The sequence below is a fragment of the Streptomyces aidingensis genome (genome assembly GCF_900112355.1).
Lineage (GTDB): Bacteria > Actinomycetota > Actinomycetes > Streptomycetales > Streptomycetaceae > Streptomyces > Streptomyces aidingensis.
On the sequence record NZ_FOLM01000003.1, the window covers coordinates 209,061 to 235,532 of the forward strand.

At 75.4% G+C, this 26,472-nt stretch carries 21 protein-coding genes and 1 pseudogene; 10 read left to right on the forward strand and 12 right to left on the reverse strand.

What is annotated here, in order from left to right:
• Positions 1 to 132 precede the first annotated feature (132 nt).
• Complete coding sequence (locus BM242_RS08120) at positions 133 to 2,337, forward strand: serine/threonine-protein kinase (RefSeq protein ID WP_093838014.1); 2,205 nt, start codon at positions 133 to 135, stop codon at positions 2,335 to 2,337.
• Between the two features lie 238 nt (positions 2,338 to 2,575).
• Here BM242_RS08120 and BM242_RS31125 read toward each other — a convergent pair.
• From BM242_RS31125 to BM242_RS08135, 3 genes and pseudogenes are all read right to left on the reverse strand, one after another.
• A pseudogene (locus BM242_RS31125) lies at positions 2,576 to 2,641 on the reverse strand (hypothetical protein); the annotation flags it as partial.
• Positions 2,638 to 4,263, reverse strand: coding sequence for a malate synthase A (gene aceB / locus BM242_RS08130; RefSeq protein WP_093838016.1), 1,626 nt, complete (start codon positions 4,261 to 4,263; stop codon positions 2,638 to 2,640). The pseudogene BM242_RS31125 and the gene aceB, both read right to left, overlap by 4 nt.
• Positions 4,264 to 4,405: 142 nt before the next feature.
• A complete protein-coding gene (locus tag BM242_RS08135) occupies positions 4,406 to 5,023 on the reverse strand; it encodes a nucleotidyltransferase family protein (RefSeq protein WP_093838017.1) in 618 nt (205 codons plus the stop codon).
• A gap of 87 nt (positions 5,024 to 5,110) precedes the next feature.
• Between BM242_RS08135 and BM242_RS08140 the strand changes: the two genes are divergently transcribed.
• Both BM242_RS08140 and BM242_RS08145 read left to right on the forward strand, forming a co-directional pair.
• Positions 5,111 to 5,956: a TrmH family RNA methyltransferase gene (locus BM242_RS08140; protein ID WP_093838018.1), complete on the forward strand. Its 846-nt coding sequence runs from the start codon at positions 5,111 to 5,113 to the stop codon at positions 5,954 to 5,956.
• 70 nt (positions 5,957 to 6,026) lie between these two features.
• Positions 6,027 to 6,551 (forward strand): GNAT family N-acetyltransferase, encoded by a 525-nt coding sequence (locus BM242_RS08145; RefSeq protein ID WP_245833939.1) that lies wholly within the window; start codon positions 6,027 to 6,029, stop codon positions 6,549 to 6,551.
• 24 nt (positions 6,552 to 6,575) lie between these two features.
• Here the strand turns inward: BM242_RS08145 and BM242_RS08150 are convergent, their stop codons facing one another.
• Positions 6,576 to 7,388, reverse strand: coding sequence for an IclR family transcriptional regulator (locus BM242_RS08150; protein ID WP_245833910.1), 813 nt, complete (start codon positions 7,386 to 7,388; stop codon positions 6,576 to 6,578).
• 212 nt (positions 7,389 to 7,600) lie between these two features.
• Between BM242_RS08150 and allB the strand changes: the two genes are divergently transcribed.
• The 4 genes from allB (at position 7,601) to aroA (ending at position 12,859) form a co-directional block, all read left to right on the forward strand.
• On the forward strand, positions 7,601 to 8,983 hold the full coding sequence (gene allB, locus BM242_RS08155; RefSeq protein WP_093838021.1) for an allantoinase AllB: 1,383 nt from the start codon (positions 7,601 to 7,603) through the stop codon (positions 8,981 to 8,983).
• Positions 8,980 to 10,209, forward strand: coding sequence for an allantoicase (gene alc, locus BM242_RS08160; protein WP_093838022.1), 1,230 nt, complete (start codon positions 8,980 to 8,982; stop codon positions 10,207 to 10,209). Before allB ends, alc begins: the two co-directional genes overlap by 4 nt.
• An 82-nt stretch (positions 10,210 to 10,291) precedes the next feature.
• Entirely contained in the window at positions 10,292 to 11,608 is a 1,317-nt protein-coding gene (locus BM242_RS08165; RefSeq protein WP_093838023.1) for a cytochrome P450 family protein, read from the forward strand.
• A gap of 12 nt (positions 11,609 to 11,620) precedes the next feature.
• Entirely contained in the window at positions 11,621 to 12,859 is a 1,239-nt protein-coding gene (gene aroA, locus BM242_RS08170) for a 3-phosphoshikimate 1-carboxyvinyltransferase (protein ID WP_093838024.1), read from the forward strand.
• Between the two features lie 71 nt (positions 12,860 to 12,930).
• Here aroA and BM242_RS08175 read toward each other — a convergent pair whose 3' ends face one another.
• From BM242_RS08175 to BM242_RS08200, 6 genes are all read right to left on the reverse strand, one after another.
• A complete protein-coding gene (locus tag BM242_RS08175; RefSeq protein ID WP_093838025.1) occupies positions 12,931 to 13,308 on the reverse strand; it encodes a YrdB family protein in 378 nt (125 codons plus the stop codon).
• 336 nt (positions 13,309 to 13,644) lie between these two features.
• On the reverse strand, positions 13,645 to 14,784 hold the full coding sequence (locus tag BM242_RS08180) for an amidase (protein WP_093838026.1): 1,140 nt from the start codon (positions 14,782 to 14,784) through the stop codon (positions 13,645 to 13,647).
• Between the two features lie 78 nt (positions 14,785 to 14,862).
• The gene (locus BM242_RS08185; RefSeq protein ID WP_093838027.1) at positions 14,863 to 15,630 is read right to left on the reverse strand and encodes a slipin family protein; all 768 of its coding nucleotides are present in this window, start codon (positions 15,628 to 15,630) and stop codon (positions 14,863 to 14,865) included.
• A 5-nt stretch (positions 15,631 to 15,635) separates the two neighbouring features.
• Positions 15,636 to 17,120: an NfeD family protein gene (locus tag BM242_RS08190; RefSeq protein WP_175541311.1), complete on the reverse strand. Its 1,485-nt coding sequence runs from the start codon at positions 17,118 to 17,120 to the stop codon at positions 15,636 to 15,638.
• A 149-nt stretch (positions 17,121 to 17,269) separates the two neighbouring features.
• On the reverse strand, positions 17,270 to 19,240 hold the full coding sequence (locus tag BM242_RS08195; protein WP_093838028.1) for a cellulase family glycosylhydrolase: 1,971 nt from the start codon (positions 19,238 to 19,240) through the stop codon (positions 17,270 to 17,272).
• Positions 19,241 to 19,581: 341 nt separating this feature from the next.
• Positions 19,582 to 20,607 (reverse strand): LacI family DNA-binding transcriptional regulator, encoded by a 1,026-nt coding sequence (locus BM242_RS08200; protein ID WP_093838029.1) that lies wholly within the window; start codon positions 20,605 to 20,607, stop codon positions 19,582 to 19,584.
• 299 nt (positions 20,608 to 20,906) lie between these two features.
• On the opposite strand from BM242_RS08200, the gene BM242_RS08205 reads away from it, so the two are divergent.
• Together BM242_RS08205 and BM242_RS08210 are read left to right on the forward strand one after the other, a co-directional pair.
• On the forward strand, positions 20,907 to 22,067 hold the full coding sequence (locus BM242_RS08205; protein ID WP_093838030.1) for an ROK family glucokinase: 1,161 nt from the start codon (positions 20,907 to 20,909) through the stop codon (positions 22,065 to 22,067).
• On the forward strand, positions 22,064 to 22,735 hold the full coding sequence (locus tag BM242_RS08210) for a hypothetical protein (protein ID WP_245833911.1): 672 nt from the start codon (positions 22,064 to 22,066) through the stop codon (positions 22,733 to 22,735). Before BM242_RS08205 ends, BM242_RS08210 begins: the two co-directional genes overlap by 4 nt.
• Here the strand turns inward: BM242_RS08210 and BM242_RS08215 are convergent.
• Both BM242_RS08215 and BM242_RS08220 read right to left on the reverse strand, forming a co-directional pair.
• Positions 22,708 to 23,211 carry an ATP-binding protein gene (locus BM242_RS08215; RefSeq protein WP_093838031.1) on the reverse strand — a complete coding sequence of 168 codons (504 nt, stop codon included), beginning with the start codon at positions 23,209 to 23,211 and terminating at the stop codon, positions 22,708 to 22,710. The genes BM242_RS08210 and BM242_RS08215 overlap by 28 nt on opposite strands.
• Before the next feature lie 180 nt (positions 23,212 to 23,391).
• Complete coding sequence (locus tag BM242_RS08220; RefSeq protein ID WP_093838032.1) at positions 23,392 to 24,528, reverse strand: glycerate kinase; 1,137 nt, start codon at positions 24,526 to 24,528, stop codon at positions 23,392 to 23,394.
• Positions 24,529 to 24,728: 200 nt separating this feature from the next.
• On the opposite strand from BM242_RS08220, the gene BM242_RS08225 reads away from it, so the two are divergent.
• Positions 24,729 to 26,471: a BCCT family transporter gene (locus tag BM242_RS08225; protein ID WP_093838033.1), complete on the forward strand. Its 1,743-nt coding sequence runs from the start codon at positions 24,729 to 24,731 to the stop codon at positions 26,469 to 26,471.
• The last annotated feature ends 1 nt before the right edge of the window (position 26,472 follow it).

Consider the following 26,472-nt stretch of genomic DNA (forward strand, 5'->3'; position numbering starts at 1 on the left):
GGGACGTCCGCGCACCGGCGCACCGCACGGCCGGCGTACGTCACGAAACCGCTGCGGGTTTCCGGTCGGCGGTCCCGCTCCGGGGCCGCTCCGGGACGATGTACGCCGGCGGTGGCCACGGAAGGGTGAGCAATGGCGGGATTCGAGGAACTGTCGGCGGGCGACCCCCGGCAGGTGGGGCGGTACCGGCTGGTGGCGCGGCTCGGCGCGGGCGGCATGGGCCGGGTCTATCTCGGCCGCTCGCCCGGCGGCCGGGCCGTCGCGGTCAAGGTGATCCGTCCCGAACTGGGCGAGGACCCGCAGTTCCGGGCCCGGTTCGCCCGGGAGGTCTCCGCCGCCCGCCGGGTCAACGGCGTCTTCACCGCCGGGGTGCTGGACGCCGATCCGGAGGCCACCCCGGCCTGGCTGGCCACCGCCTATGTGCCCGGCATGCCGCTGGGCGAGGCGGTGAGCGCACACGGCCCCTGGCCCGTCCCGTCGGTGCTGGCGCTGGGCGCCGGTCTGGCCGAGGCGCTGGAGGTGATCCACGCCGCCGAGGTGGTGCACCGCGATCTCAAGCCGTCCAATGTCCTGCTGGCCCCGGACGGACCGCGCGTCATCGACTTCGGCATCTCGCTCGCCGCCGCCGAGACCACCGTCGCCACCCAGGCCGGGGTGGTGGTGGGAACGCCCGGCTTCATGGCCCCCGAGCAGGTCGCCGGCCACCGGGTGGGGCCGCCCGCGGACGTCTTCTCGTTCGGCGTGGTGCTGGCGTACACCGCCACCGGACGGCAGCCGTTCGGCAGCGGCTCGGCCCACTCGGTCAACTTCCGGGCCGTCTACGAGCAGCCGGACCTGCGGGCACTGCCCGCCGCGCTGCGCCCGGTGGTGGAACCGTGCCTGGCCAAGGAGCCGCGGCAGCGGCCCACCGTGCCGCAGCTGCTGGCGCGGCTCGGCAGCATGACCGGCATGACCGGCATGACCGGCGGGGCGGCCGGCGGTGACGGCCGCGGCCGGGTGGACGTGCTCACCGGCGCGGGCTGGCTGCCCGAGCCGGTCGCCGCGGCGGTCCGGGCGCGCAGCGCGGACGCCGAGGACCGGCCCGCCACCGCCGCGCCGCCGCCCACCCGGGCCGCCCGCCCGGCACCCGGCCCCGGCGGGCGGGTGCCGCCGCCGGCCGGGGAGTTCGGGCCGCCGCTGGTGGCCCCGCCCGGCCCGGCCGAGGGCCCGGCCCGGACCGGGCAGGGCGACCGGACCGACCGGGCCGGACGCCCGGGCGGCCCCCGGCGCCGGGTGCTGCTCGGGCTCGGCGGCGCGGTCCTCGCGGCGGGCGCCGGCTGGTACGGCCTGCGGGCCCTGGACGGGCTGCCGGCGGGCGGCGGCGAGGAGGTCACCCGCCGGCCCGCGCCCGGCACCCGGCTGTGGGCCTTTCCCACCGGCGGCCCCGCCCACACCGCCGCGGTGGCCGCCGGGGTCGCCTACTTCGGCAGCGACGACGGCCGGCTCTATGCCGTCGGCATCGCCGACGCCACGGAACGCTGGCGGTTCCCGACCGGGGGCGCGGTGGTCTCCCCGCCGCGCGTCGCGGACGGCATCGCCTACACCGGCAGCGACGACAGCCGGCTGTACGCGGTGGACATCCGGACCGGCGCGGAGGTCTGGCGGGTGCAGACCGAAGGCCCGGTCCGCACCCCGGCGGTGACCAGCGGCATCGTCTGCGCCGGCAGCCACGACGGCCGGCTGCGGGCCCTGCGGGCCGACAACGGCGAGGAACTGTGGACCTTCACCGCGGACAGCGCGGTCCGCTCGGCGGCCGTGGTGGGCGGCGGACTGGTCTACGCGGGCACCGCCGGCGGTGTGCTGTACGCCCGTGACCACCGGTCCGGCGAAGCGCGCTGGGAGTACGCGGCCGGCGGCGAGGTGTTCTCCACCCCGGTGCTGGCCGACGGCCGGATCTTCTTCGGCAGCGACGACATGAATCTCTACGCGCTGGACGCGGCCACCGGCGAGCGGCTGTGGTCCTACGCGGCCGACGACAAGGTGCGGGCCGACCCGGTGGTGGCGGGCGGCACGGTGTACGTGGGCAGCTCGGACGACCGGCTGCACGCGGTGGACGCGGCCACCGGCGACCGGCGGTGGGTCTACCCCGCCAACGCCGCGGTGCGCTCCCCGGCGGTGGCGGACGGCGCGGTCTACATCGGCACCTCCGACGCCCACGTCTATGCCCTGGACGCGGCCGACGGCGGCCTGCTGTGGCAGTTCCGGGGCGGCGGCGAGGTGTTCTCCTCGGCCGCGGTGGCCGGCGGCATCGTCTTCGCCGGCAACTCCGACGGCGCCCTCTACGCCCTCCAGGGCTGAGCGGGCCCTCCCGCCGCGGTTCGGGGAAGCCGGAGAAGGGTGGCCTGGGCGCACCCGGCACAGATCGGCCCGGTTGGCGCCGGTGCCGATGCCCGTGCAGTGCTCCACCACCGAGCCGGGCACGAAGTGGTCCACCGCCCCGCAAGAGGCCGCCGTCTCCCGCGCCGAGCCGGCCGGGCAGCAGCGGACAGCTGTCCAGCAGCCCCTGCTGGGCGCCGATCTGCCAGTCCCACCAGTTGCCGAACGGCTCCCGGCCGGCGTGGTGGACGGTCCGGTGCAGATGCGCCAGGCCGGCGCGCCTCAGTCCAGCAGCTCGTAGGCCGGGAGGGTGAGGAAGTCCGGGTACTGCTCGGCCAGGGCGATGCGCAGCAGCAGTTCGTGCGCCCGCTGCCAGCCGCCCGCCGCGAACTCCGCTTCTCCCGTCTCGGCGCGGATGGCCGCCAGTTCCTCGGCCGCCGTCCGCTCCACCAGTTCCCGGGTCACGGCCGTGCCGTCCGCCAGCTTCACCCCGGCGTTGACCCACTGCCAGATCTGCGAACGGGAGATCTCCGCGGTCGCCACATCCTCCATCAGGTCGAACACGGCGACCGCGCCCTGCCCGGCCAGCCAGGCCCGCAGATAGCGGGTGCCGACCTGGACGGCGTTGCGCAGCCCCGCCATGGTGGGCCGGGCGTCCAGGGAGTCCACCGCGAGCAGGTCGGCGGCGCCGACCCGGACGTCCTCGCGCAGCCGCTCCTTCTGGTGCGGCCGTTCCCCCAGCACCGCGTCGAAGGCGGCCCGGGCCACCGGCACCAGGGCGGGGTGGGCCACCCAGGAGCCGTCGAAGCCGTCGCCCGCCTCGCGCTCCTTGTCGGCCCTGACCTTCTCCAGGGCGGCCGCGTTGACCCGCTCGTCGCGGGAGGGGATGAACGCCGACATGCCGCCGATGGCGTGTGCCCCGCGCTTGTGGCAGGTGCGGACCAGGAGTTCGGTGTAGGCGCGCATGAAGGGCGCGGTCATGGTCACCGCGTTGCGGTCGGGGAGGACGAACCGGGGGCCGGCGTCCCGGAAGTTCTTGATCAGGGAGAACAGATAGTCCCAGCGGCCCGCGTTCAGCCCGGCGGCGTGGTCGCGCAGTTCGTAGAGGATCTCCTCCATCTCGAAGGCGGCGGTGATGGTCTCGATCAGCACGGTGGCCCGGACGGTGCCGGCCGGCAGGCCGAGATACTCCTGGGCGAAGCGGAACACCTCGTCCCACAGCCGCGCCTCCAGATGGGACTCCAGCTTGGCCAGGTAGAAGTACGGGCCGCGGCGCTGCTTGCCGAGCAGCCGGGCGTTGTGGAAGAAGTAGAGGCCGAAGTCGGCCAGCGCGCCGGGGACGGCCCGCCCGTCCACGGTCAGGTGGCGCTCGTCCAGATGCCAGCCGCGCGGGCGCATCACCACCACGGCCAGCTCGCCGTCCGGGCGGAGCGCGTAGTGCTTGCCGCTGCCGGGGTCGGTGAAGTCGATCCGGCGGCGGAAGGCGTCGGCCATGTGCACCTGGCCGCCGATGACGTTGCGCCAGGCGGGGGAGGAGGCGTCCTCGAAGTCGGCGAGCCAGATCCGGGCGCCGGAGTTGAGGGCGTTGACGGTCATCCGGCGCTCGGCCGGGCCGGTGATCTCCACCCGCCGGTCCTGGAGGGCCTCGGGGGCCGGGGCGACCCGCCAGTCGCCCTCCCGGATGTGCCGGGTCCCGGGGAGGAAGTCCAGGCCGCCGGTGCGGGCGATCTCCGCCCGGCGGACGGCGCGGCGGGCCAGCAGCTCGTCGCGGCGCGGGGTGAAACGGCGGTGCAGCTCGGCCAGGAAGGTGAGGGCCTCCCGGGTCAGCACCTCCTCCTGGCGGGCGACGGGCGGCCCGGACACCACGGCGGCCGGTCCGCCTCCGGACGCCGGTTCGGATACGGTCATGATGCGCTCACTCCTTCGGCGACGGCGACGGCCCCGGGACTACCGACCGGTGCACACAGGGGCGGACACTAGTTTCCTCATCGTGGAACCACAAGGCCGGTCCGGTGACCGGGGCGGCCCTGTCCGCGGCGGCGGGACGGCGCTATTCCGCCGCGGGCCCCGGCTCCAGGTCCCCGGGGGTGTCGATGTCCTCGGGGCGGGCCACGTCCCCGCACTCCACCAGGACGATCTCGCTCTCCCGGGCCCGCAGATAGTCGCGGGCGCCCCGGTCGCCGGCCGCGGCGCGGGCCGCCCCGGCCAGATGGTCCCGGCCCAGCAGCACCGGATGTCCCCGCTCGCCGCCGTAGGCGGCGGCGGCCAGGGTCCGCGGCGAGCGGTACGCGGCCCTCACCCGGGCCACGGCCGCGGCGCCCACCCCCGGCTGGTCCACCAGCAGCACCACCACGCCGTCCACGCCGTCCACGCCGTCCGGCGGCTCCATGACGGCGGCCAGGCCGGCCCGCAGCGACGAGCCCATCCCCGTCGGCCACTGCGGGTTCTCCACCACCGTGCACCCGGCCAGCCGCCGGGCCCGTTCCCGCACCCGCCCCGCCTCGGCGCCGAGCACCACCAGCACCGGCGCGCAGCCGCCCGCCCGCAGCGCGTCCACCGCGCGGTCCACCAGCAGTTCGCCGCCGGTCACCAGCAGCGCCTTGGCCCGTCCCCCGAGCCGCCGGCCGCCGCCGGCCGCCAGCACCAGTCCCGCGATCCGCCCCGCCATGCCGTGACTCTAGGCCCGTGTACAGGCCCGTGTAACGTCTCCCTCCGGGGCGACACGACCGGGCCCCGGGTCGGAGGAGGACATCAGGTGCCGGCGGGATTGCGGGTGTCGACGCGGAACGCGCGGTTCCAGCAGTGGGAGTCGTATCTGGGGAACCGGACCAAGCGGCAGCGGGCCGGTGAGTTCCTGGTGCAGGGCGTGCGGCCGATCTCGCTGGCGGTGGAGCACGGCTGGACCATCCGGGCGCTGATCCACGACGCCGGCCGGCGGCCGTCCCGCTGGGCCGCGGAACTGCTGCGCACGGTGCCCGGCGCGGACCGGGTCGCCATGTCGCCGGAGCTGATCGCCGAACTCGGCGACCGCAACGAGGGGCCGCCGGAGCTGCTCGCCATCGCCGCCATGCCGCCGGACGACCTGGCCCGCATCCCGGTCCGGGACGACTTCCTGGGGGTGGTCTTCGACCGCCCGGCCGGACCGGGGAACATCGGCTCCATCATCCGCTCGGCCGATGCCTTCGGCGCCCACGGAGTGATCGTCACCGGCCATGCCGCCGATGTCTACGACCCCAAGTCGGTGCGTGCCAGCACCGGTTCCCTGTTCGCCCTGCCCGCCGTCCGGGTCCCCTCCCACCGGGAGGTGCTGTCCTGGGTGCGGGAGCGCCGGGCGGCCGGAGTGCCGCTGCTGGCCGTCGGCACCGACGAGCACGGCGAGCGCGACATCTTCGACATCGACCTCACCGGCCCGGTGCTGCTGGTCATCGGCAACGAGACCGGCGGGCTCAGCCGGGCCTGGCGCCAGGAGTGCGACCATATGGTCCGCATCCCGATCGGCGGCTCCGCCAGCTCCCTCAACGCCGCCAACGCCGCGACCACCGTCCTCTACGAGGCCACCCGTCAGCGGCGCCCGCCCGGCGCCGCACCGCCGTCCCGGTGATCTGCTCCGACCGGGTGATGCGATCATGGGTGCCGTGCCGGTGAGCGGTCATGAGGCAGGGGTGAGCGGCGTGCTGCGGGTGGTGCGGGTGGAGTCGGCGGACGGGGTCCGCGGGTGCGCCAAGGAGCTGGCCGAGGTGCTTGTGGAGTCGGTGGCCGACGGCGCCTCGGTGGGCTTCCTGGAGGGGCTGGACGTGGACACCGCCGCCCGGTGGTGGGAGAGCCTGGCCCCGGCGGTGGCGGAGGGCCGGATTCTGCTGTGGGTGGCCCGGGACGCCGGGGAGCGGCTGCTCGGGACGGTGCAGCTGCATCCCGCGCCGATGCCCAACGGCCGGCACCGTGCGGACCTCGCCAAGATGCTGGTGCGGCCCGGGGCCCGCCGCCGCGGGGTCGCCCGCGGGCTGCTGGCGGCGGCCGAGGGGGCGGCCCTGGCGGCCGGGCGGACGCTGCTGGTGCTGGACACCGAGACCGGCAGTGACGCCGAGCACCTGTACCGCTCGGCGGGCTGGACGGCGGCCGGTTCGGTGCCCGGCTATGCCACCGATCCGCGCGGCGTGCCGCGGGCCACCACCTACTACTACAAGAACCTGGGCTGACCGGCCAGGCCGGGTCGCACCGGGTCAGGCCGGCGGCCCGGACTGCCCGGACTGCCCGGACTGGGTGGTGTTGAGGGAGTCGGAGAGGGCGCGGGCCACGTCCTGAAGCAGCGGCACCAGCTTCTCGGTGGCGGCCTCCGTGACCCGCCCGGCCGGCCCGGAGACGGAGATCGCGGCCGGCGTCGGGGAGCCCGGCACCGACACCGCGATGCACCGCACACCGATCTCCTGCTCGTTGTCGTCCACCGCGTAGCCCTCGGCGCGGACCTCGGCCAGCGCGCCCATGAAGACGTCCGGATCGGTGATGGTCTTCTCGGTCAGGGCGGGCATGCCGGTGCGGGCCAGCAGCGCCCGCACCTCCTCCTCCGGCCGCTGGGCCAGCAGCGACTTGCCCACCGCCGTGGTGTGCGGCAGCACCCGCCGGCCCACTTCGGTGAACATCCGCATGGCATGCCGGGACGGCACCTGGGCCACATAGACCACCTCGTCGCCGTCCAGCAGCGCCATGTTGGAGGTCTCGCCGCTGCCGTCCACCAGCCGGGCCAGATGGGGACGCGCCCAGGTGGACAGCGGCCGGGCCGCCGCCTCGCCCAGCCGGATCAGCCGCGGCCCCAGGGCGTACCGGCGGTTCGCCTGCTGGCGCACATAGCCGCAGGCCACCAGGGTGCGCATCAGCCGGTGGATGGTGGGCAGCGGCAGACCGCTGCTGGCGGCCAGCTCGCTCAGCCCGGTCTCCCCACCGGCGTCGGCCATGTTCTCCAGCAGGGCGAAGGCACGCTCCAGGGACTGGACGCCGCCTGTACTGGCGGCCGGCTTGGTCTCGTCGGACGACGGCACGTCGCGTTCCTTTCCGGACGGGTATCCGCAGCCTACCGGCCCGTCGCCCCAGACCATGCTTTCCATGTGATGAAAGGATGATTCTGATTTATGGAAGCGGGGTTGAGGTTGACGGAGGGTGGGTCGCGGGGAAGACTCCCGGCAGGGTTTCAACAAACCGTTGAAAGGTGCTGCTGCCGCCCGTGCGGCGGGTGGGGAGGAGGAGAACCGGGGTGACTGCCACCGATGTCCTGCTGCGGTCGACCCGCGTGGTGACCCCCGAGGGGGAGCGCCCCGCCGCGGTCGCCGTCGCGGATGGCCGGATCACAGCGGTGCTCCCGCACCACACCGACCCGTCCGGCCTGCCCGGCCCGCCCCGGCTGCACGACTACGGGGACGCGGTGCTGCTGCCCGGACTGGTCGACACCCACGTCCATGTCAACGACCCCGGCCGGGAGAGCTGGGAGGGCTTCGCCACCGCCACCCGGGCCGCCGCCGCCGGAGGCATCACCACCCTGCTCGACATGCCGCTCAACAGCCTGCCGCCCACCACCACCCCGGACCATCTGCGGACCAAGCGGCGGGCGGCGGCCGGCCGGGCCCACATCGACGTCGGCTTCTGGGGCGGCGCCGTGCCCGGCAACACCCCCCGGCTGCGCGCCCTGCACGACGCCGGGGTCTTCGGCTTCAAATGCTTTCTCTCCCCCTCCGGCGTGGAGGAGTTCCCCGAACTGGACGACGCCGCCCTGACCGAGGCCATGACGGAGATCACCGGCTTCGGCGGGCTGCTGATCGTGCACGCCGAGGACCCGGCCGAACTGGGCACCGCACCCGGCTGCCAGGGCTCCCCCCGCTACACCGACTTCCTCGCCTCCCGCCCGCCCGAGGCCGAGCACCGGGCCGTCGCCCGCCTGCTCGCGACCGCCGGCCGGCTCGGCGCCCGGGTCCACATCCTGCATCTGTCCTCGGCCGGCGCCCTGCCGCTGATCGCCGGGGCCCGCGCCGCCGGGGTCCGCGTCACCGCCGAGACCTGCCCGCACTTCCTCACCCTCACCGCCGAGGAGGTCCCGGACGGCGCCACCGCCTTCAAGTGCTGCCCGCCCATCCGGGAGGCGGCCAACCAGGACGCGCTGTGGGCCGCGCTCGCCGACGGGACCCTGGACTGCGTGGTCTCCGACCACTCGCCCTGCACCCCCGACCTCAAGGTCCCGGACTTCGGCGCCGCCTGGGGCGGGATCTCCTCCCTCCAGCTCGGCCTGCCGGTCGTCTGGACCGCCGCCCGGCGGCGCGGCTTCACCCCGGACGACCTGGCCCGCTGGATGTCCGCCGGGCCGGCCGCGCTGGCCGGGCTGGACGGGCCGGCCGGCCGCAAGGGCGCCATCGCCCCCGGCCGGGACGCCGACTTCGCCGTCTTCGACCCGGACGCCGTCTTCACCGTGGACCCGGCCGGGCTGCACCACCGCAACCCGGTCACCGCCTACGCCGGGCGCACCCTGCACGGCGTGGTCCGCGCCACCTGGCTGCGCGGCGAGCCGATCGCCGACCACGGCCGCCCGCTGGCCCGCACCGGCCGGCTGCTGGACCGCCCCGGCCGGCCGCAACCGGAGCGGCCATGACGACCGCGCCCGGGACGACCCCGCCCGAGCCCGCCGCCCGCCCGCACCCCGGCCCCCGCCCGCTGCCCGCCGGGCAGTTCACCGGCCCGGCGGCCCCGTACCGCGGCGGCGACCCCTACGCCGACCACCGCGCCGCCGACCACCCCTTCACCGCCCTGCCCGACCTCGCCGACCGCCGCCTCGGCGGCACCGTCCTGGCCGCCGGCGACGAGTACTTCGCCGAACGCGAGCATCTGCTCACCCCCGGCCCGGCCCGCTTCGACCCGGACGCCTACGGCCCCCGCGGCAAGATCATGGACGGCTGGGAGACCCGGCGCCGCCGCGGCGCCGCCGCCGGCGCCCCGCACCCCGGCGGCGACGAGCACGACTGGGCGCTGATCCGCCTCGGGACCCCCGGCACCGTGCACGGCGTCGTCGTGGACACCGCCCACTTCCGCGGCAACCACCCGGACTCGGTGCGCCTGGAGGGCACCGCCCTGGACGGCGCCCCCGGCCCCGCCGAACTGCTGGACCCGGCCGTCCGCTGGACCGCGCTGGTGCCCCGCACCCGGATCGGCGGCCACGCCGCCAACGGCTTCGCCACCCCGGCCGGCACCCGGCGCCGCCTCACCCACCTGCGGCTGTGCCAGTACCCGGACGGCGGCATCGCCCGGCTGCGGGTGCACGGCGAGCCGCTGCCCGACCCGGCCTGGCTGGCCGCCCTGGGCGGCTTCGACCTGGCCGCCCTGGAACACGGCGGCCGGGTGCAGGAGGCCTCCGACCGCTTCTTCTCCCCGCCCGGCAACACCATCCTGCCCGGCCGCGCCCACCGGATGGACGACGGCTGGGAGACCCGCCGCCGCCGCGACCGCGGACACGACTGGATCCGCTACGCCCTGGCCGGTCACTGCCTGCCCCGCGCCGTGGAGATCGACACCGGCTGCTTCCGCGGCAACGCCCCCGGCTGGGCGTCGGTGCACGTGCTCGACGCGACCCGGCCCGGCGCCGGGGACCCGGCCGACCACACCGCGCCGGGCTGGACCGAAATCCTGCCGCCCGCCCGGCTCCGGCCCGACACCGTGCACCGCTTCCTGCTGCGGGCCCCGGCCGAGGCCACCCACGCCCGGCTCACCATCCACCCGGACGGCGGCATCGCCCGGTTCCGGCTGCACGGCTCGCTCACCGCGCGCGGCGCGGCCCGGCTCGCCGCCCGCCACCGCGCCCTGGGCGGCCGCCCCGGCGGCTGAAATCCCGCGCCGGACCGGTCCGTTTCCGCCCGATCCTCCCGGCGGGGGCGCATCCGTCCCGGTCCGCGCGTAGCCTCGCCGCATGACGGAGCAGACGGCAACAGCGGCCCAGCGGTCGGCAGCCTCCGGCCCGCCACAGCTCTCCGGGCCGGTCATCGACCTCACCCTGTACGGCGAATCGGTGATCCGCGACCCCTACCCCTTCTACGCGGAACTCCGCCGGCGCGGACCGGCGCACCTGGTGCGCATGGCCGACGGCGTACCGGTCTGGCTGGTCGTGGGCCACGACCAGGCCCGCGCGGTCCTGGCCGACCCGCGCTTCAGCAAGGTCTGGGCCAACGCCGCCCTGCCCGAATTCCTGGGCGAGCGCGCCGACTTCACCGCCCACATGCTGAACAGCGACCCGCCGCGCCACACCCGGCTGCGCAGGCTGGTCTCCCGGGAGTTCACCCCGCGCCGGATCGCCGGCCTCCAGCCGCGGGTGCGGCAGCTCACCGACACCCTGCTGGACGCCATGCTGGCCCGCCCCGGCCGGCGCGCCGACCTGGTCGCCGCGCTGTCCTTCCCGCTGCCCATCAGCGTCATCTGCGAACTCCTGGGCGTGCCCGGGCTGGACCGGGAGAAGTTCCGCCGCTGGACCGCCGCCCTGCTCGGCGACACCACCGCGCCCCCCGGCGCCGCCGCCCCCGACCTCGCCGCCGCGCAGCCGGCCGGGGACGACCCCGGCGAGCCCGCCCCGCAGGCCATGAACCGCTATCTGACCGAGCTGGTGGCCGCCAAGCGCGAACGGCCCGGCGAGGACCTGATGAGCGCCCTGATCCGCACCCACGACGAGGACGGCGACCGGCTCTCGCCCGCCGAACTCGTCGGCATGGCCTTCCTGCTGCTGGTGGCCGGCCACGAGACCACCGTCAACCTGATCACCAACGCGGTGCTGGCCCTGCTCACCCACCCCGAGCAGCTCGCCGCGCTGCGCGCCGATCCGGACGGCCTGCTGGACGCCGCCATCGAGGAGACCCTGCGCTGGGACGGCCCGGTGGAGCGCGCCACCTACCGCTTCCCCACCGAGCCGGTGGACCTGGGGGGCACCCGCATCCCGGCCGGCCATCCCGTACTGGTGGTCCTGGCCTCCGCGGGCCGCGACCCGGGCCAGTATCCCGACGCCGACCGCTTCGACATCCACCGCCCCGCCCGGCCCCATCTGGCCTTCGGCCACGGCATCCACTACTGCCTGGGCGCGCCGCTGGCCCGGCTGGAGGCCCGGGTGGCGCTGCGCGCCCTGCTGGACCGCTGCCCCGGCCTGGCCCTGGACACCGAGCGGGCCGCCGGGCCGGAGGAACTGCCCTGGCGGCCCGGTCTCATTATGCGGGGGCCCTCCGCGCTGCCGGTGCGGTACTGAGATCATCCCCTCATGACCAGCGTGCCGATCCCCGGATCGAAGTCACTGACCGCCCGCGCCCTGTTCCTGGCCGCGGCGGCCGAGGGAACCACCATTCTGCGGCGGCCCCTGCTCGCCGACGACACCGAGGCGTTCGCCGAAGGACTGGAGCGGCTCGGCTACCCCGTGGAGCGCGGGCCGGAGCACTGGCGCATCACCGGACGCCGCGGCGGCCCGGCCGCCGGCTCGGCCGACATCTACTGCCGGGACGGCGCCACCGTGGCCCGCTTCCTGCCCGGCCTGGCCGCCACCGGCCGCGGCACCTACCGCTTCGACGCCTCCGAGCAGTTGCGCCGGCGCCCGCTCGGCCCGCTCACCGAGGCGCTGCGGCAGCTCGGCGTCTCCGTACGGCACCAGGGTGCCGAGGGCCATCTGCCGATGGAACTCGTGGCCGACGGGGTCAAGGGCGGGGAGATCGTGCTGGACGCCGGGCTGTCCTCGCAGTATCTGACCGCCCTGCTGCTGCTCGGCCCGCTCACCGCCGAAGGGCTGCGGATCACCGTCACCGGCCTGGTCTCGGTGCCGTATGTCGAGATCACCATGGCCATGATGCGGTCCTTCGGCGCGGAGGTGACCCGGGACGGCGATGTCTTCACCGTCGCCCCCGGCGGCTACCGGGCCACCGAGTACGCCATCGAGCCGGACGCCTCCACCGCTTCCTACTTCTTCGCCGCCGCCGCCCTCACCGGCCGGGAGATCACCGTCCCCGGGCTGGGGCGCGGCGCGCTCCAGGGCGATCTGCGGTTCGCCGAGGTGCTCGGCGAGATGGGCGCCCGGATACGGATGACGGACGACGACACCACCGTCACCGGCACGGGCGTGCTGCGCGGCATCACCGTCAACATGCGCGACATCTCCGACACCATGCCCACCCTGGCCGCCATCGCGCCCTTCGCGAGCGGCCCGGTGCGGATCGAGGACGTCTACAACACCCGGATCAAGGAGTGCGACCGGCTGGAGGCCGCCGCCGGGAATCTGCGGCGCCTCGGTGTGGAGGTCGCCACCGGCCGCGACTGGATCGAGATCCGGCCCGGCGCCGCGCCGGTGGCCGCCGAGATCGCCTGCCACCGCGACCACCGGATGGCGATGTCCTTCTCCGTCACCGGGCTGCGCACCCCCGGCATCACCCTGGACGACCCGGGGTGTGTGAAGAAGACCTTCCCGCAGTTCCACCAGGTCTTCCGCGAGCTGCGCACCGCCTGGCGGCTCTGACCCCCGGCGAGTACCCGGCGACCGGCCGGGGCGGTGTCCCTGCCGGGACACCGCCGCCGGGACTCGCGCGCTCAGCGACGGCGGTGGAACTCCAGGACCGCGGTATTGAGGACCACCACAACGGTGAATACCACCGCGAAGGCCGTGCTGCCCACGGAGAACAGAGCGGCGGCGCTGCCCAGCAGCACCAGGGCCTTGACGGCCAGCACACCGGCCGCGCCGACCTGGAACCGGGCCCGGGGAGCGGCGAACAGCCCCCAGAGCGTGATCGCGGCGCCCAGCAGCACCGCTCCCAGCACGGCGCCGGGAAAACCCCCGTCCGCCCATGCCCAGCCCGCCCAGGCCAGGATGCCGAAGGCCATCATCTCGACCACGAAGGCCAGCAGTTCGTTGGCGGCGATCAGCGGGTTCCCGGAGAGCCGGGCCATCGGGTCGGTCCTGTCGTTCATCGGCAACCTCGCGGTGATCGGCGGGTGGGGCGCCTGCCCGGTCCGGGCCCGGGGAGGGCCGGTGCCCGCCCCGTTGACAGCCCCCGATCCTGTCGCTGCCCCGCCAGAACAGCAACCCCGCCTCAAGCCCCGCTCGAATCCGCCCGGTTGTCAGTGGCGGCGGCGAGACCGGCGGGCATCTGCAAGCCGCGCTGGACGCGCTGCACGCCGCCGCCGTTGCCCACGGTGCCGAACGGCCCGCGCCGGCGGCCCGGGTGCGTGCCGGGTTCCCGCTGCCGCCACCGGCCGGCTGACGCCGGAAACCGTGCGTTCCCGGCCCCGGCCCCGGGCGGCCCGTTACGCCGCCTCCGCGGCCAGGGCGAGCAGCAGGGCCTCGGCGCCGTGCGCGGCGACGAGTTGCAGGCCGACCGGCTCCCCGGCCGGGGTGAAACCGGCGGGGATGCTGATCGCGGGATGGCCGCTGAGGTTGAAGGCCCAGGTCAGTGCCGTGCTGTAGCGCTTTCCCGGGCCGTCGTGGCCATGCGGCGGGTTGGGGGTGGTGGGGGTGGCGAGCAGGTCGGCGGCGGCGAAGAGGCGGGCCAGGCGGGAGTCGTTGAGGGCGCGTGCCGCCCGGCCGCCGCCGGAGCGCAGCGCGGCCCAGGCGGGGGCCGGGTCGAGCAGCCGGACGGGGGAGCCGGCGTCGGCCCGGACGACGGGGAGGCGGGCCAGGGCCTGTCCGGCGACGGCGGCGATCTCCGGGTCGGTGTCGGCGAAGCCGAGATCGGGGGACCAGACCGCGCGTGCCGGACGGCCGGCAGCGGCGGCCCGGAGCGGGCGGTCCGGAGCGACGGCCGCCAGGTAGGCGGCGGCGTCCCCGGGGTGGCGGACCAGCGGGCCGCCGGTGGTCAGGCCCGCCCGGTCCCGGGCCGGCAGCAGGCCGGTGGTGGGCTTCAGGCCGATGACCCCGCACCAGGCGGCCGGGATGCGCAGTGAGCCCGCGCCGTCGCTGCCGGAGGCCAGCGGCACCATGCCGGTCGCCACGGCGACCGCCGAACCGGCCGAGGAGCCGCCGGGGGAGCGGTCCGGCAGCAGGGGATTGCGGGTGGGGCCGCGCGGTGTGCTGCCCCAGGTCCGCCAGACCGTACCGGGCCCGGGCACGGAGCCCGCGCCCACCGGGACGCAGCCGGCCGCCAGCAGCCGCGCGGACTGTACGGAGGTGCGGCCCTCGGTGGCCTTCACGGCGACCGGGACCCCGGCCAGCGGCAGCGGACGGTCGCCGCCACCGCCCCGGCCGGCCCGGACGGCCGCGTCGACGGCCCGGGCGCGGGCCGCCGCCCACTCCGGCCAGACCTCGGTGAACGCCCGCACCGCCCCGTCCGCCGCCTCGATCCGCCGCAGCGCGGCGGCGGTCACCTCGGCGGCCGAGAGAGTGCCGCCCCGCACCGCCGCGGCGATCCCGGCGGCGCTCAGCGCCCGGTACTCCGCCTCGCCCAGCACCTGCCCGTCTCCCCCTGCCGCCTCGCCGCCTCGCCGCCGCGCCGCCGCGCCGTCCCGGCACGACGATAGCGGCGGGGCTCACGGCCCGGCGGGCGGGGCGGAACGCTCGATCAGGCGCAGCAGCTCGATGGGGACGGGGAAGATCAGCGTGGAGTTCCGTTCACTGGCGACCTCGGTGAGCGTGGAGAGCAGCCGGAGCTGCATGGCCGCGGGGTGCGCCTCCAGGGTCCCGGCGGCCTGCCCCAGCGTCTCCGCGGCCTCCAGCTCGCCGTGCGCGTGGATCACCTTGGCCCGCCGGTCGCGCTCCGACTCCGCCTGCCGGGCCATGGCCCTCCGCATGGCCTGGGGCAGCTCCACGTCCTTGACCTCCACCAGGCTCACCTTGACGCCCCACGGGTCGGTGACCTTGTCGATGATCTCCTGGAGGTGCTGGTTGATCTCGTCCCGCTTGCCCAGCAGATCGTCCAGGTCGGTCTGGCCGAGCACGCTGCGCAGCGTGGTCTGGGCGATCTGGGAGGTGGCCGCGTAATGGTTCTCGACGGCGATCACCGACCGCACCGGATCGGTGATGTGGAAGTAGGTCACCGCGTTCACCCGGACCGTGACATTGTCCCGGGTGATCACATCCTGCGCGGGGATGTCCATGGTGACGGTGCGCAGCGATACCCGGACCATGCGGTCCACCACCGGGATCAGGAAGAACAGGCCGGGCCCCTTGGCCCCGATCACCCGGCCCAGCCGGAAGATCACCCCGCGTTCGTACTCCTTGGCGATCCGCAGCGAGGCGGCGAGCAGGATCAGCAGCACCAGGGCGGCCAGCACCAGGGCCAGCACGGCAGTGGACATGGGGATCAGTCCTTTGCTGAAGGATCGGTGGGCCCGCCGGAGCCGGGGGAGTCCGGCAGGGTTTCGACGAGCAGGGTCAGGCCGTCCAGGCCGACCACCCGGGCGGGCTGCCCGGGCCGCATCGGCGCGCCGTCCCGGTGGCGCACCCGCCACCAGGCGCCGTCCAGCAGGGCCCGCCCCTCCGGCCCGGCCTCCGGGGCGGTCACGGACTCGACGGTCAGCTCCCGGCCGGTATACGCCTCGGCGCCGCTGGCCGGTCTCCGGCGGCGGGCCCGCCAGGCGAGCCGCCCGGCCACCGCGGCCCCCGCGCCGAGCAGGACCGAGGCCGGCACCAGCACCCAGGGGCTGACCCGCATCGACCCCTCGAACAGGAACAGCCCGCCGAACAGCAGGGCGATGGCCCCGCCGGCCGCGAAAATCCCGATGCCCGGGGTGAACAGCTCGGCCGCCAGCAGCGCGGCGGCCAGCACCAGCAGCGCCAGCCCGGCAATGTGCACCGGCAGCACGGAGAGCGCGAAGAAGCCGGTGACCAGCAGGATCACCCCGATCACCCCGCCCAGTCCGATGCCCGGCACGGCCAGCTCGTACAGCAGCGCCAGCGCGCCGACGGAGAGGAAGAGAAAGGCCAGGTTGGGGTCGGCCAGGCTCTGCAGCAGGGCGCTGAAGAAACCCATGGGGTGCTCGGTGACGGGTGCGTCCGCGGTGTGCAGGACGGCCGGCGGGCCGCCGCCGGCCACCGGGATCTCCCGGCCGTCCAGCTCGTCCAGCAGGCCGGCCCGGTCACCGGCCACCAGATCGACCGCGTTCAGCTCCAGGGCGGTGGCGGCGGTGACCGACCGGCCGTCCCGGACGGTCTGGGCGGCGAACTCGGCGTTGCGCCCGCGTTCCCCGGCGATCGCCTCGGCATAGGCGGCGGCGTCGTTGAGCACCTTGTCCGAGATCTCGCCGCCCTGGAGGTCCACCGGGGTGGCCGCGCCGATGGTGGTGCCGGGGGCCATGGCGGCCACATGGGCGGAGAAGGTGATCAGCGCCCCGGCGGAGGCGGCGCGCGCCCCGGAGGGAGTGACATGGACGATCACCGGCACCCGGGCGTCCAGAAAGTCCTGGATGATCTCCCGCATCGAGGCGTCCAGCCCGCCCGGGGTGTCCAGCTCCACCAGCAGTGCCTGGTGGCCGCCCTCCTCGGCGGCCTGCACGGCGGAGTCCAGATAGTCCGCGATGACCGGGGTGATGGTGCCGTCCACCTCGGCCAGCAGCACCGCGGCGGGCTCCTCCTCCTGCTGCTGCTGGGCGCGGGCGGTTCCGCCGCCGGACAGGGCGGGCAGCAGCACCGCGGCGAGGGCGACGGCGGCAGCGGCGGCCAGGGCCGCCAGGGCGGTCAGCCGGGCCGCGGCCCGGGCCGCGGGCGGGCGGCTGCCGCCGGGCGGCGGCAGCGGGGCGCTGCCGCCGCCCGGCCGGCCGGGCCGGGAGGGTCCCGTCGGTCCGCGCATGCCGGTCGCCTCGGTCGCGTCGGTCGCTTCGCACCACGGCCGCCGCTCCGCCGGGCGGCGGGGTGCCGGGACGTTACGGATCCCTCACCGGCGACGCTTCAAACCACCGGCCGGGCCCGGGCCCCGGCCCGGGCGGGCGCCCGGCGGGCTCAGCCCGGGCCGTCGAGCCGCAGCACGGCCACGCCGTGCGGCTCCAGGGTCACCTTCCCGGCCGGGGCGCCGTCCAGGGTGAGCAGCGTGCGGCCGTCCCGCACCACCGGCTCCACGGTGATCTCCTCCCGGCTCTGGCCGACCAGCCAGACGAACACCCGGCCGTCCGGGTGTTCCAGCCGGTCCACCGCCACCCGGGTGTCCGGCACCAGGACCGGCCGCCGTACCCCGGCCGCTTCCGCCAGCGCCCCGTAGAGCACCGCGGTGTCCTCCGGATTGATCCGCGGGGTGAGGGCCGCCAGATACTCCAGCGGGTAGGTGCACAGCACCAGCGCCCCGGCGCCCACGGCGCGGCGCAGCAGCGCCGGGCGGCCGTGCGCGTCCACCGCCAGTACCTCGGCGGGGTCGGGCCCGGCCGGTTCCACCGGCAGGAAGGCGCGCCCGCTCGCCGTGCCGTGGCGGGCCGGGAAGCGCAGCCGGCCGCCCTCGGCCAGGTCGCCCAGCGGGGCGCGCAGGGTGAACACCACCTCGTCGTCCTCGATCCGGTCCACCAGCCCGTACTCCAGGCCGTGCGCCACCCCGAACAGCTCGTCCAGCCGGGCGTACCAGGGGCCGCGCTGCTCGTCGTGGAAGCCGGGGCAGTAGGAGACATAGACCGTGCTGCCCAGCCGGGCCAGCTCCTCCAGCCGGTACCAGGTCGCCGAGCGCAACTGCTTCACCGAGGGCACCAGCAGCAGCCGGGCCCGCCCGCCGGCGGCGCCGTCCAGGCCGTCGCTCTCCCGCAGCACCGCGGCCGGGGCGTCGGCCAGCCGGGCGGCGATCCAGGCCTGCCGGCCGGTCTGCGCCACCTGCGTCCGGTCCTCGGGCCGGGTGAACGGATGGACGGTGTCCAGATAGGACGGGACCAGCAGCGCGGTGTCGGTGTCCGCGCGGCGCAGCGCGCCGAAGCCGATCCGCTCCAGCAGCGCGCCGAAGGACGCCAGTTCCTTCAGCGGCGCCTTGGGCCGCCCGGCCGAGTCGGTGACCCCGAAGTACATCTCGAAGGCGTGGTGCGAGTACGGCGGCTGCTCGCGCAGGTGCTCGTAGTCGGTGTTGTTCCAGGCCACCCAGCCGGTGGCGCCGGCCAGCAGCGAGTTGTGCAGGGCCTGGCGGTAGTAGCGGGCGGAGGAGCCGGCCGAGGCGAAGGCCGAGCTGAGGCCGAACTCCTCCAGGATCACCGGGCGGCCGAAGGTGCCGGTCAGCTCGCACAGCCAGGCGGCGGCGTAGTGCTGGCGCACCGGGTCGTCGCCCATGGGGTAGACATGCGGCCCGAGGAAGTCGCAGAGCCCGGCCGCGTCCCGCAGCCGGAAGCCGTTGTCGTGGCCGGTGTTCTCCAGCCCCCAGGCGCCGTCGCCCAGCGAGACGGGCTGGGCCGCGCCGCCGGCCCGTACCGCGTCGGTGAGGAGCTGCGCCCAGGCGGCCACCGCTTCCCGGCCGGCCTCCGGCTCGCCGGGCGGCGAGCCGTAGATGGGCATCTCGTTGGAGATCAGCCAGCCGGCCACCGCCGGATGGGAGCCGAACCGGCCCGCCATCTCCCGGGCGAACCAGGCCTGCCGGGCCACCATCCAGACATCGGTGTACAGATCACGCCCCTGCCGCCAGGGCGGGTCCCAGTTCTCGCCGGACATGTGTCCGACGATGAAGGTGGGCACGGTGGTCATGCCCAGTGCGCGGTGGCGGTCGAGAAAGTCCCGGTAACGGGCGCACATCTGCTCGTCGATCCGGTCCGGCTCTGGGTGGAAGTCCGGCCAGTAGAAGAACGAGCGGGTCATGTTCAGGCCGTGGTCGCGCAGGGTGCGCAGTTCGCCGGTGACCAGGTCGCCGTCGTAGTTCCGCCACATCAGCGGACCGCCGGAGCGGGACCAGAAGTTGACGCCGAGCCAGGTGACGGGGTGGCCGCCGGCGGCCAGGCGAGGAGAAGGGCGCTGCATTCGGCTCTCCCGTGAAAAGCCAGAAGGGCAGGGGCACGGAGCACCGGCGGGCGGGATTCGGCCAGGAATCCGGGAATTGGTGCCGGGACCCGCCGGTACTCCGGTGGTAATGCGACATGTGAACAGGAGGAGGACCACATGGTCCGCTGTGCGGGGACGGATGGACCGCGCAGCCAGAAGTGAACAGCTATACCGGTTCAGCGTCAAGAGGGCGGGCCCGCCGCCACGGCATGCGGAAGATGGCCGGATAAACCGGTTTACCGACGCGGCGGGAGCCAGCGCGGCACAGCAGAGCACAGCACAGCAGGCGGTACGGCGCGGCGCGGCACCGCGCCGTCCGGTCAGGCCGGGGCGGGCGCCGGGCCGGTGGAGCCGCGCAGGGTCAGCGCGGGCGCCCGGTCCTCCAGATCGTCCGGCGCGGCGGAGCCGGCCGCCTGCCGCAGCAGCCGTGCCGCATGGCCGCCGTACGCCTGGATGTCCCGGCTCAGCGCGGTCAGCGGCGGATGCACCAGCTCGCACAGGGCCGAGTCGTCCCAGGCCAGCACCGACAGATCGGCCGGCACCGCCAGCCCCATCCCCTGCGCGGCGGTGCATCCGGAGACCGCCATCACATCGTTGTCGTAGAGGATCGCGGTCGGCCGCGAGTCCGGACCGGCGGCCAGCAGCGACCGGGTGGCGGCGGCTCCCCGCTCGCCGCTGTAGTCCGCCTCCACGATCCGCCCCAGCAGCCCCAGCTCGGCGACGACCCGCTCGAACGCCTCGCTCCGAATCCGGGTGTGGCGCAGCCGGGCCGGCCCGGAGACCCGGGCCAGCCGCCGGTGCCCCAGCCCGGCGAGATGGCACACGGCGGTGCGCACCGCCGCCGCGTCGTCGCTCCACACCGCGGGCAGCGCGCCGGTGCCCACCGGATGGCCGATCACCACCGCCGGCATGCCCAGCTCCTCCAGCACCGGCACCCGGGCGTCCGTCACCTGGAGATCCACCAGGAAGACCCCGTCCACCTGGCGGCGCGCCCACCAGCTGCGGTAGAGGGCGATCTCCGCGGCCTGGTCCTCGGCCATGGTGAGCAGCAGCGGTGTGGTGTCGCGGGTGAGTTCGGCCTGGATGCCGGAGAGCAGTTGCATGAAGAACGGCTCCAGCCCCAGGGTGGCCGCCGGACGGTCGATGACCAGGCCGAAGGCCCCGGCCCTGCCGTCCGACAGGGCCCGGGCGGCGCTGCTGGGCTGCCAGCCCAGTTCCTCGGCGATCTCCAGGATGCGGCGGCGGGTCGGCTCCGAGACGCCGGGGCGGCCGTTCAGGGCGAAGGACACCGCGGCCTTGGTCACTCCCGCCCGCCGGGCGATGTCCTGCATCGTGGGGCGCTTCACTGGCTCTCCTCGCACTCCTGCCGGCGCCGCCGCCGCCTTTTCCGCCGGCCGTGCGCACCGCACGGGCCGGGAATCCGCTTTACCGGTAAAGCCCTCATGGGCCGGGAACGCCTCATCGTGCGCGATACGGCGGGGGAAAGGCAATGCGGCGGCGGCCGGTCCGCCGCGTCGCCCGCCGGGCCGGGCCCGCCGCGCGCCCCCGCCGCCGGGCCGGGCCGGTGCCCGGCCGGTGCCGGGCCGGTGGCGGCCCGGCCGGGCGGGGCGGGAGCGGTGCCGCGGAGTGAGGCACAATCGAGCCGATGAGTACCTATCGTGAGCGCATGGGGCGGACGACCGCGCGGGCCGCCGTGCTGCGCACCATCGCCACCCGCGAGCGGCGCTCACACCTCTCCGCGCCCAGGGTCCCCACCGTCGGGATCGACATCGGCGGCACCAAGGTGATGGCCGGGGTGGTGGACGCGGACGGCCTGATCCTGGAGCGCATCCGCGCCGAGACGCCGGACCGGTCCAAGAGCCCGCAGGTGGTGGAGGACGTGATCACCGAGCTGGTGCTGGATCTCTCCGACCGGCACGATGTGCACGCGGTGGGCATCGGCGCGGCCGGCTGGGTGGACCGGGACCGCTCCCGCGTCCTGTTCGCCCCGCATCTGGCCTGGCGCAACGAACCGCTCCGGGAGCGGCTCGCGGCCCGGCTCGCCGTCCCGATCCTGGTGGACAACGACGCCAACGCCGCCGCCTGGGCGGAGTGGCGGTTCGGCGCCGGCCGGGCCGACGATCATCTTGTGATGATCACCCTGGGCACCGGAATCGGTGGCGGCATCCTGGAGGAGGGCCGGCTCAAGCGCGGCGCCTACGGGGTGTCGGGCGAATTCGGCCATATGCAGGTGGTGCCCGGCGGCCACCGCTGCCCGTGCGGGAACCGCGGCTGCTGGGAGCAGTACAGCTCCGGCAACGCCCTGGTGCGCGAGGCGCGCGAGCTGGCCGCCGCCGACTCGCCCACCGCGCACCGGCTGCTGGACCGGGTCGGCGGCCGGATCGGTGACATCACCGGGCCGCTGGTCACCCGGCTCGCCCGGGAGGGCGACCCGATGTGCGTGGAGCTGCTGGAGGACATCGGCCGCTGGCTGGGCGTCGGACTGGCCAATCTGGCCGCCGCCCTGGACCCCTCCTGCTTCGTGATCGGCGGCGGGGTCTCCGACGCCGACGATCTGCTCATCGCACCCGCCCGGGACGCCTTCCGCCGCCAGCTGACCGGCCGCGGCTACCGTCCCGAGGCACGGATCGTACGGGCGCGGCTCGGCGCGGACGCCGGCATGGTCGGCGCCGCCGACCTGGCCCGCCTGGTCGCCCGCCGGTTCGTGCGGGCCAACCGGCGTCGCGCCGAGCGCGTCCTGCGGGGCGGAGCGGGTGCTCCGCCGCCCGGACGGCCGGCCCCGAGAGCAGGAGCGGCCGACCGATGACCCAGGCCCCCGAGTCCAGGACCACGGCGACCGCGCCGGCCACGGCGACGCCGGCCGGGACGGCCGGGCGGCGGCCCGGCCTGCTGCCGCGCGCCGTCCGGGCGCTGCGCCGGCTCGGCCGCTACCGCCCCTACATCCCCCCGCACCCGCCGCGCGTCCCGCGCCGGCGGTGGCCGGTCGCCGTGGTGATCTTTCTGCTGATCGCGGTGCCCAGCGGCTATGTCGTGCTCTCCGGCTGGCAGAGCCGCAGCAGCGGCGAGGACAAGGCGTACGCCGCGGCGCCGCGCACCCTGGTCTACGAGTGGCCCAGCAAGGTGCAGCGCCGGATCTACGACGTTCCCGTCCCCAAGGGCTCCACCTATGTGGGGCACTACGAGACCAACGCCTGGGAGCGCAGCACCCTGTTCGTGCAGTTCCGCACCTCACCGCAGGGGCTGAGCGCCTTTCTGGAGGAGCTCGGGGCGCAGCGTCCGCAGCTCAGCGAACGCACCGTCACCATCTCCCGGGACCAGGCCGCCGCGGTGGGCTGGGACTTCGCCGATCCGGAGCGGTCCTACGCGGGCATCACCGTCCAGCAGTCCGAGGCCGAGCCGGTGGTGGCGATCACCGTGGACGTCACCAAGCCCGAACGCCCGCGGGTCTACGTGGTCTCCACCACCGAGCCCTGAGGGCTCCGCAGCTCGAACCAGACGCTCTTGCCGGTGGCCCCCGAGCCGCCGCCGCTGCCGCCGTGCAGGGCGAAACCCCAGGCCGAGGCGAGTTCCTGGACCAGCCGCAGGCCGCGCCCGCCCTCCTCCTCGGCCGGCACCCGGCGCATCATCGGCACGGCCCGCGGTGAGGTGTCGTGCACCGCGACCATCACCGCCTCGGGGCGTATGGTCGTGGTGACGGTGACCAGTTGGACGGCGGTGTGCCGGTACACATTGGTCACGATCTCCGACACCAGCAGCCGCGCCACCTCGGCGGCCGGTCCGGGGCGGCCGGCATGGCTGAGCAGACCGGCCACATGGTCCCGCGCCACCTTGGCGGTGTCGGCGGCGTTCGGGGCCGTCAGCCGGTAGGAGCGCGCCGTCCGCCCCGCCTGTCCCTCCCGTCCCTCGCGCTGTTCCTCCTGTCCGTCGGCCTGCGGAACTGCGACAGCCATGCCATCTCCCCTGTCACGTCACTTGTCACGTCACTGTTGGGCACTGAACGCCACGCTTATGGGTCGGCTTCCCGCCCTTCACTGCGGTAAGCGCCCATCCGGGCGTTAAATCCCTTCTGACCGGATTTAAGGGGAGGGCGGCCGGACGCGGCGGGGCGACCCGCGCCGCGTCCGGGTGCCTCAGAGGTGGTTCTCGGCCAACTGGCGGGCGGCACGGCGGAGCAGCGGGGCGGCGTGCGCGATGCAGACGGCCGGGTCCGGCTCCAGATCGGTGAGCGGATAGGCGCGCTGGATGCCGGCCGCCCGGAGGCTTTCCGCGGACAGCGCGAGCCGCCCGCAGACCGCGACCACCGGCTTGCCCGCGGCGCGGGCCGCGCCGGCCACCCCGGCCGGGGCCTTGCCGTGCAGGGTCTGCTCGTCCAGCGAACCCTCGCCGGTGACCACCAGATCGGCCCCGGCCAGCGCGGCCGGGAAACCGAGCAGGTCGAGGAAGACCTCGATGCCCGGGCGGAAGACGGCGTGCAGAGCGAGCAGCGCGGCATAGCCGACCCCGCCCGCCGCACCCGCCCCGGGGGCGTGCGACAGTTCGCGGGCGCGCGGCCCCAGCGCCCGCGCCAGCACGGTGACATAGTGCCCGAGCGCCGCGTCCAGCATCTGCACGTCGTCCGCGGTGGCGCCCTTCTGCGGGGCGTAGACCGGAGCCGCGCCCTTGGGCCCGGTGAGCGGATTGTCCACATCGCCCGCCAGCACCACCCGGGTCTCGGCCAGCCGGCCGTCCAGGCCGGACAGATCCGCGGTGGCCAGGGTGGCCAGCGGGCCGCCGCCCAGCGGCACCGGCCGCCCGTCGGTGCCCAGCAGCCGGGCGCCCAGGGCGGCCAGCATGCCCGCCCCGCCGTCCGTGGTGGCCGAGCCGCCGACGCCCAGCACCACCGTCCGCGCACCGGCGTCCAGCGCGGCCAGGATCAGCTCCCCGGTGCCGTAGGTGGTGGCGGTGAGCGGGGCGAAGGTGTCCGGCGGCAACTGCATCAGGCCGGAGGACTGGGCCATTTCGACGACGGCGGTGTCGCCGCGCAGCGCATAGCGGGCGGTGACCGGGGAGCCCAGCGGACCGGTGACCTCCACCCGGTGCGGGGTGAATCCGCCCGCCACCGCGGCGGCCACCGTGCCGTCCCCGCCGTCCGCCACCGGCAGCGCGGTGATCCCGGTCTCCGGCCGGACCTCCCGGATGCCGGCGGCGACCTCCTCGGCGACCTGAGCGGCCGTCAGCGAACCCTTGAACTTGTCGGCGGCGATCAGCACGCGCCCCGTATTGCCCATGTGCCATTCCCGTGGTGTCGGTGAACAGTTCCCGTCCGGTGCCCTGCCGGGTACCCGCGCCGCCGACCGGCACCCTATCCCGGACCGGTACCCCGCCGCGGACAGGGTCCGGAGGGTGTGTCACTCCGCCGGGTGCCCGGCCGTCACGCGCCCGGCGCACCCGGCGGGCGGACCCGGCACCCGGCGTCCACAGTGGCGGTATGAGCACCGAAGCCGGAGCGGAAGCCGGCGCCGACACCGGCGACGGAGTTCCCGCGGAGCACCGGCAGCCGCCGGACCCGCGGGTGATCGCCATCGGGGTGGCCGTGGTGCTGGCCGTGGTGGCCTGGGCCGCCATCGGCACCGACGGCTTCGCCGACGCCGCCGACGCGGCCCTGGACCGGGTGCTGCGCAACTTCGCCTGGCTGTTCGTGGTGGCCGCGGACGTGTTCCTGGTGCTGGCCGTGGTGGTGGCGTTCAGCCGCTTCGGCCGGATCCGGCTCGGCCGGGACACCGACGAACCCGAGTTCACCAATCTGGCCTGGATCGCCATGATGTTCAGCGCCGGCATGGGCATCGGGCTGATGTTCTTCGGGGTCGGCGAACCCCTGTTGCACTACGCCTCCCCGCCGCCGTTCACCGGCGCGGCGCCCCAGAGCGACAGCGCCGCCCGCGTCGCGCTGGAGTTCTCCTTCTTCCACTGGACGCTGCATCCCTGGGCCATCTACGCCGTCACCGGACTCGGCCTGGCCTACGCCACCTTCCGCAAGGGCCGGGGCAACCAGATCAGCTCGGTGTTCGTGCCGCTTCTCGGCTCGGCACGGGCGGCGGGCTGGCCCGGCCGCCTGGTCAACCTGCTGGCCGTCTTCGCCACCGTCTTCGGCACCGCCACCTCACTGGGCCTGGGCGCCCTCCAGGTGTCCATCGGGCTGGAGCTGACCACCCCGCTCCAGGACAGCCGCACCCTGGAACTGATCATCATCGCCGCGCTGGGCAGCGCCTTCGTGGTCTCCGCCTTCTCCGGCCTGCACAAGGGCATCAAATGGCTGAGCAGCATGAACGTGGTGCTCGCGGCCGGGCTGATGACCTTTGTGTTCCTGCTCGGACCGACCGTGTGGATCCTGGACGCCATCCCCTCCGGCATCGGCGTCTACCTCCAGGACCTGCTGGTGCTCTCCACCCGCACCGGGGTGTTCGGCGACGAGGCCTGGATGGGCGACTGGACCATCTTCTACTGGGCCTGGTGGATCTCCTGGGCGCCCTTCGTCGGCACCTTCATCGCCCGCATCTCGCACGGCCGCACGGTACGGGAGTTCCTGATCGGGGTGCTGCTGGTGCCCAGCGGCGCCTCGGTGGTGTGGTTCTCCACCATGGGCGGCAGCGCGCTGCGCATCGACGCCGCCGGCGAGGCCGACCTGACCGGCGAGGTCACCGAGAACGGTGTGGAGGCGGCCATGTTCGGGCTGCTGGACGCGCTGCCGCTGGGCACCCTCACCTCCTTCGTGGCCATGATCCTGGTCATGACCTACTTCGTGACCAGCGCCGACTCCGCCTCCCTGGTGATGGGTTCGCTCACCACCGGCGGCTCGCTGCATCCGCCGCGCTGGCTGGTGGTGCTCTGGGGCGTGCTGATGGCGTCGGTGGCGGCGGTGCTGCTGGTGGCCGGCGGGCTGGACGCGCTGAAGACCGCGACCATCCTGGTGGCGCTGCCGTTCGTGGTGGTGATGCTGGGCATGTGCCTGGCCCTGGTGCGGGAACTGCGCACCGACCCCGGCGCCGGACCGCCCCGCCATCATCCGCTGCACGGGGTGCGCGACGCCATGCGGGCCATGATCGGCGAGGCCGTGGCCGAGCAGCGCCCCCGGCACCAGCATCCCCGGCTGCGCCGTGCGGCCGAGGCCGTCCGCAAGGGAGCCGGCCGCGGTGAGCGGGGCGCGGGCGGCGACGGCCCCGGTCCGGCCTGAG

Excerpts from the sequence above, each read along its gene's own strand:
- BM242_RS08220 (WP_093838032.1), bottom strand. The coding sequence starts at position 24,528 with ATGGGCAATACGGGGCGCGTGCTGATCGCCGCCGACAAGTTCAAGGGT.
- BM242_RS08165 (WP_093838023.1), top strand. The coding sequence starts at position 10,292 with ATGACGGAGCAGACGGCAACAGCGGCCCAGCGGTCGGCAGCCTCCGGC.
- BM242_RS08225 (WP_093838033.1), top strand. The coding sequence starts at position 24,729 with ATGAGCACCGAAGCCGGAGCGGAAGCCGGCGCCGACACCGGCGACGGA.
- BM242_RS08120 (WP_093838014.1), top strand. The coding sequence starts at position 133 with ATGGCGGGATTCGAGGAACTGTCGGCGGGCGACCCCCGGCAGGTGGGG.
- BM242_RS08205 (WP_093838030.1), top strand. The coding sequence starts at position 20,907 with ATGAGTACCTATCGTGAGCGCATGGGGCGGACGACCGCGCGGGCCGCC.
- BM242_RS08195 (WP_093838028.1), bottom strand. The coding sequence starts at position 19,240 with ATGCAGCGCCCTTCTCCTCGCCTGGCCGCCGGCGGCCACCCCGTCACC.
- BM242_RS08210 (WP_245833911.1), top strand. The coding sequence starts at position 22,064 with ATGACCCAGGCCCCCGAGTCCAGGACCACGGCGACCGCGCCGGCCACG.
- BM242_RS08135 (WP_093838017.1), bottom strand. The coding sequence starts at position 5,023 with ATGGCGGGGCGGATCGCGGGACTGGTGCTGGCGGCCGGCGGCGGCCGG.
- alc (WP_093838022.1), top strand. The coding sequence starts at position 8,980 with ATGACGACCGCGCCCGGGACGACCCCGCCCGAGCCCGCCGCCCGCCCG.
- BM242_RS08190 (WP_175541311.1), bottom strand. The coding sequence starts at position 17,120 with ATGCGCGGACCGACGGGACCCTCCCGGCCCGGCCGGCCGGGCGGCGGC.
- BM242_RS08215 (WP_093838031.1), bottom strand. The coding sequence starts at position 23,211 with ATGGCTGTCGCAGTTCCGCAGGCCGACGGACAGGAGGAACAGCGCGAG.
- BM242_RS08175 (WP_093838025.1), bottom strand. The coding sequence starts at position 13,308 with ATGAACGACAGGACCGACCCGATGGCCCGGCTCTCCGGGAACCCGCTG.
- BM242_RS08185 (WP_093838027.1), bottom strand. The coding sequence starts at position 15,630 with ATGTCCACTGCCGTGCTGGCCCTGGTGCTGGCCGCCCTGGTGCTGCTG.
- aceB (WP_093838016.1), bottom strand. The coding sequence starts at position 4,263 with ATGACCGTATCCGAACCGGCGTCCGGAGGCGGACCGGCCGCCGTGGTG.
- aroA (WP_093838024.1), top strand. The coding sequence starts at position 11,621 with ATGACCAGCGTGCCGATCCCCGGATCGAAGTCACTGACCGCCCGCGCC.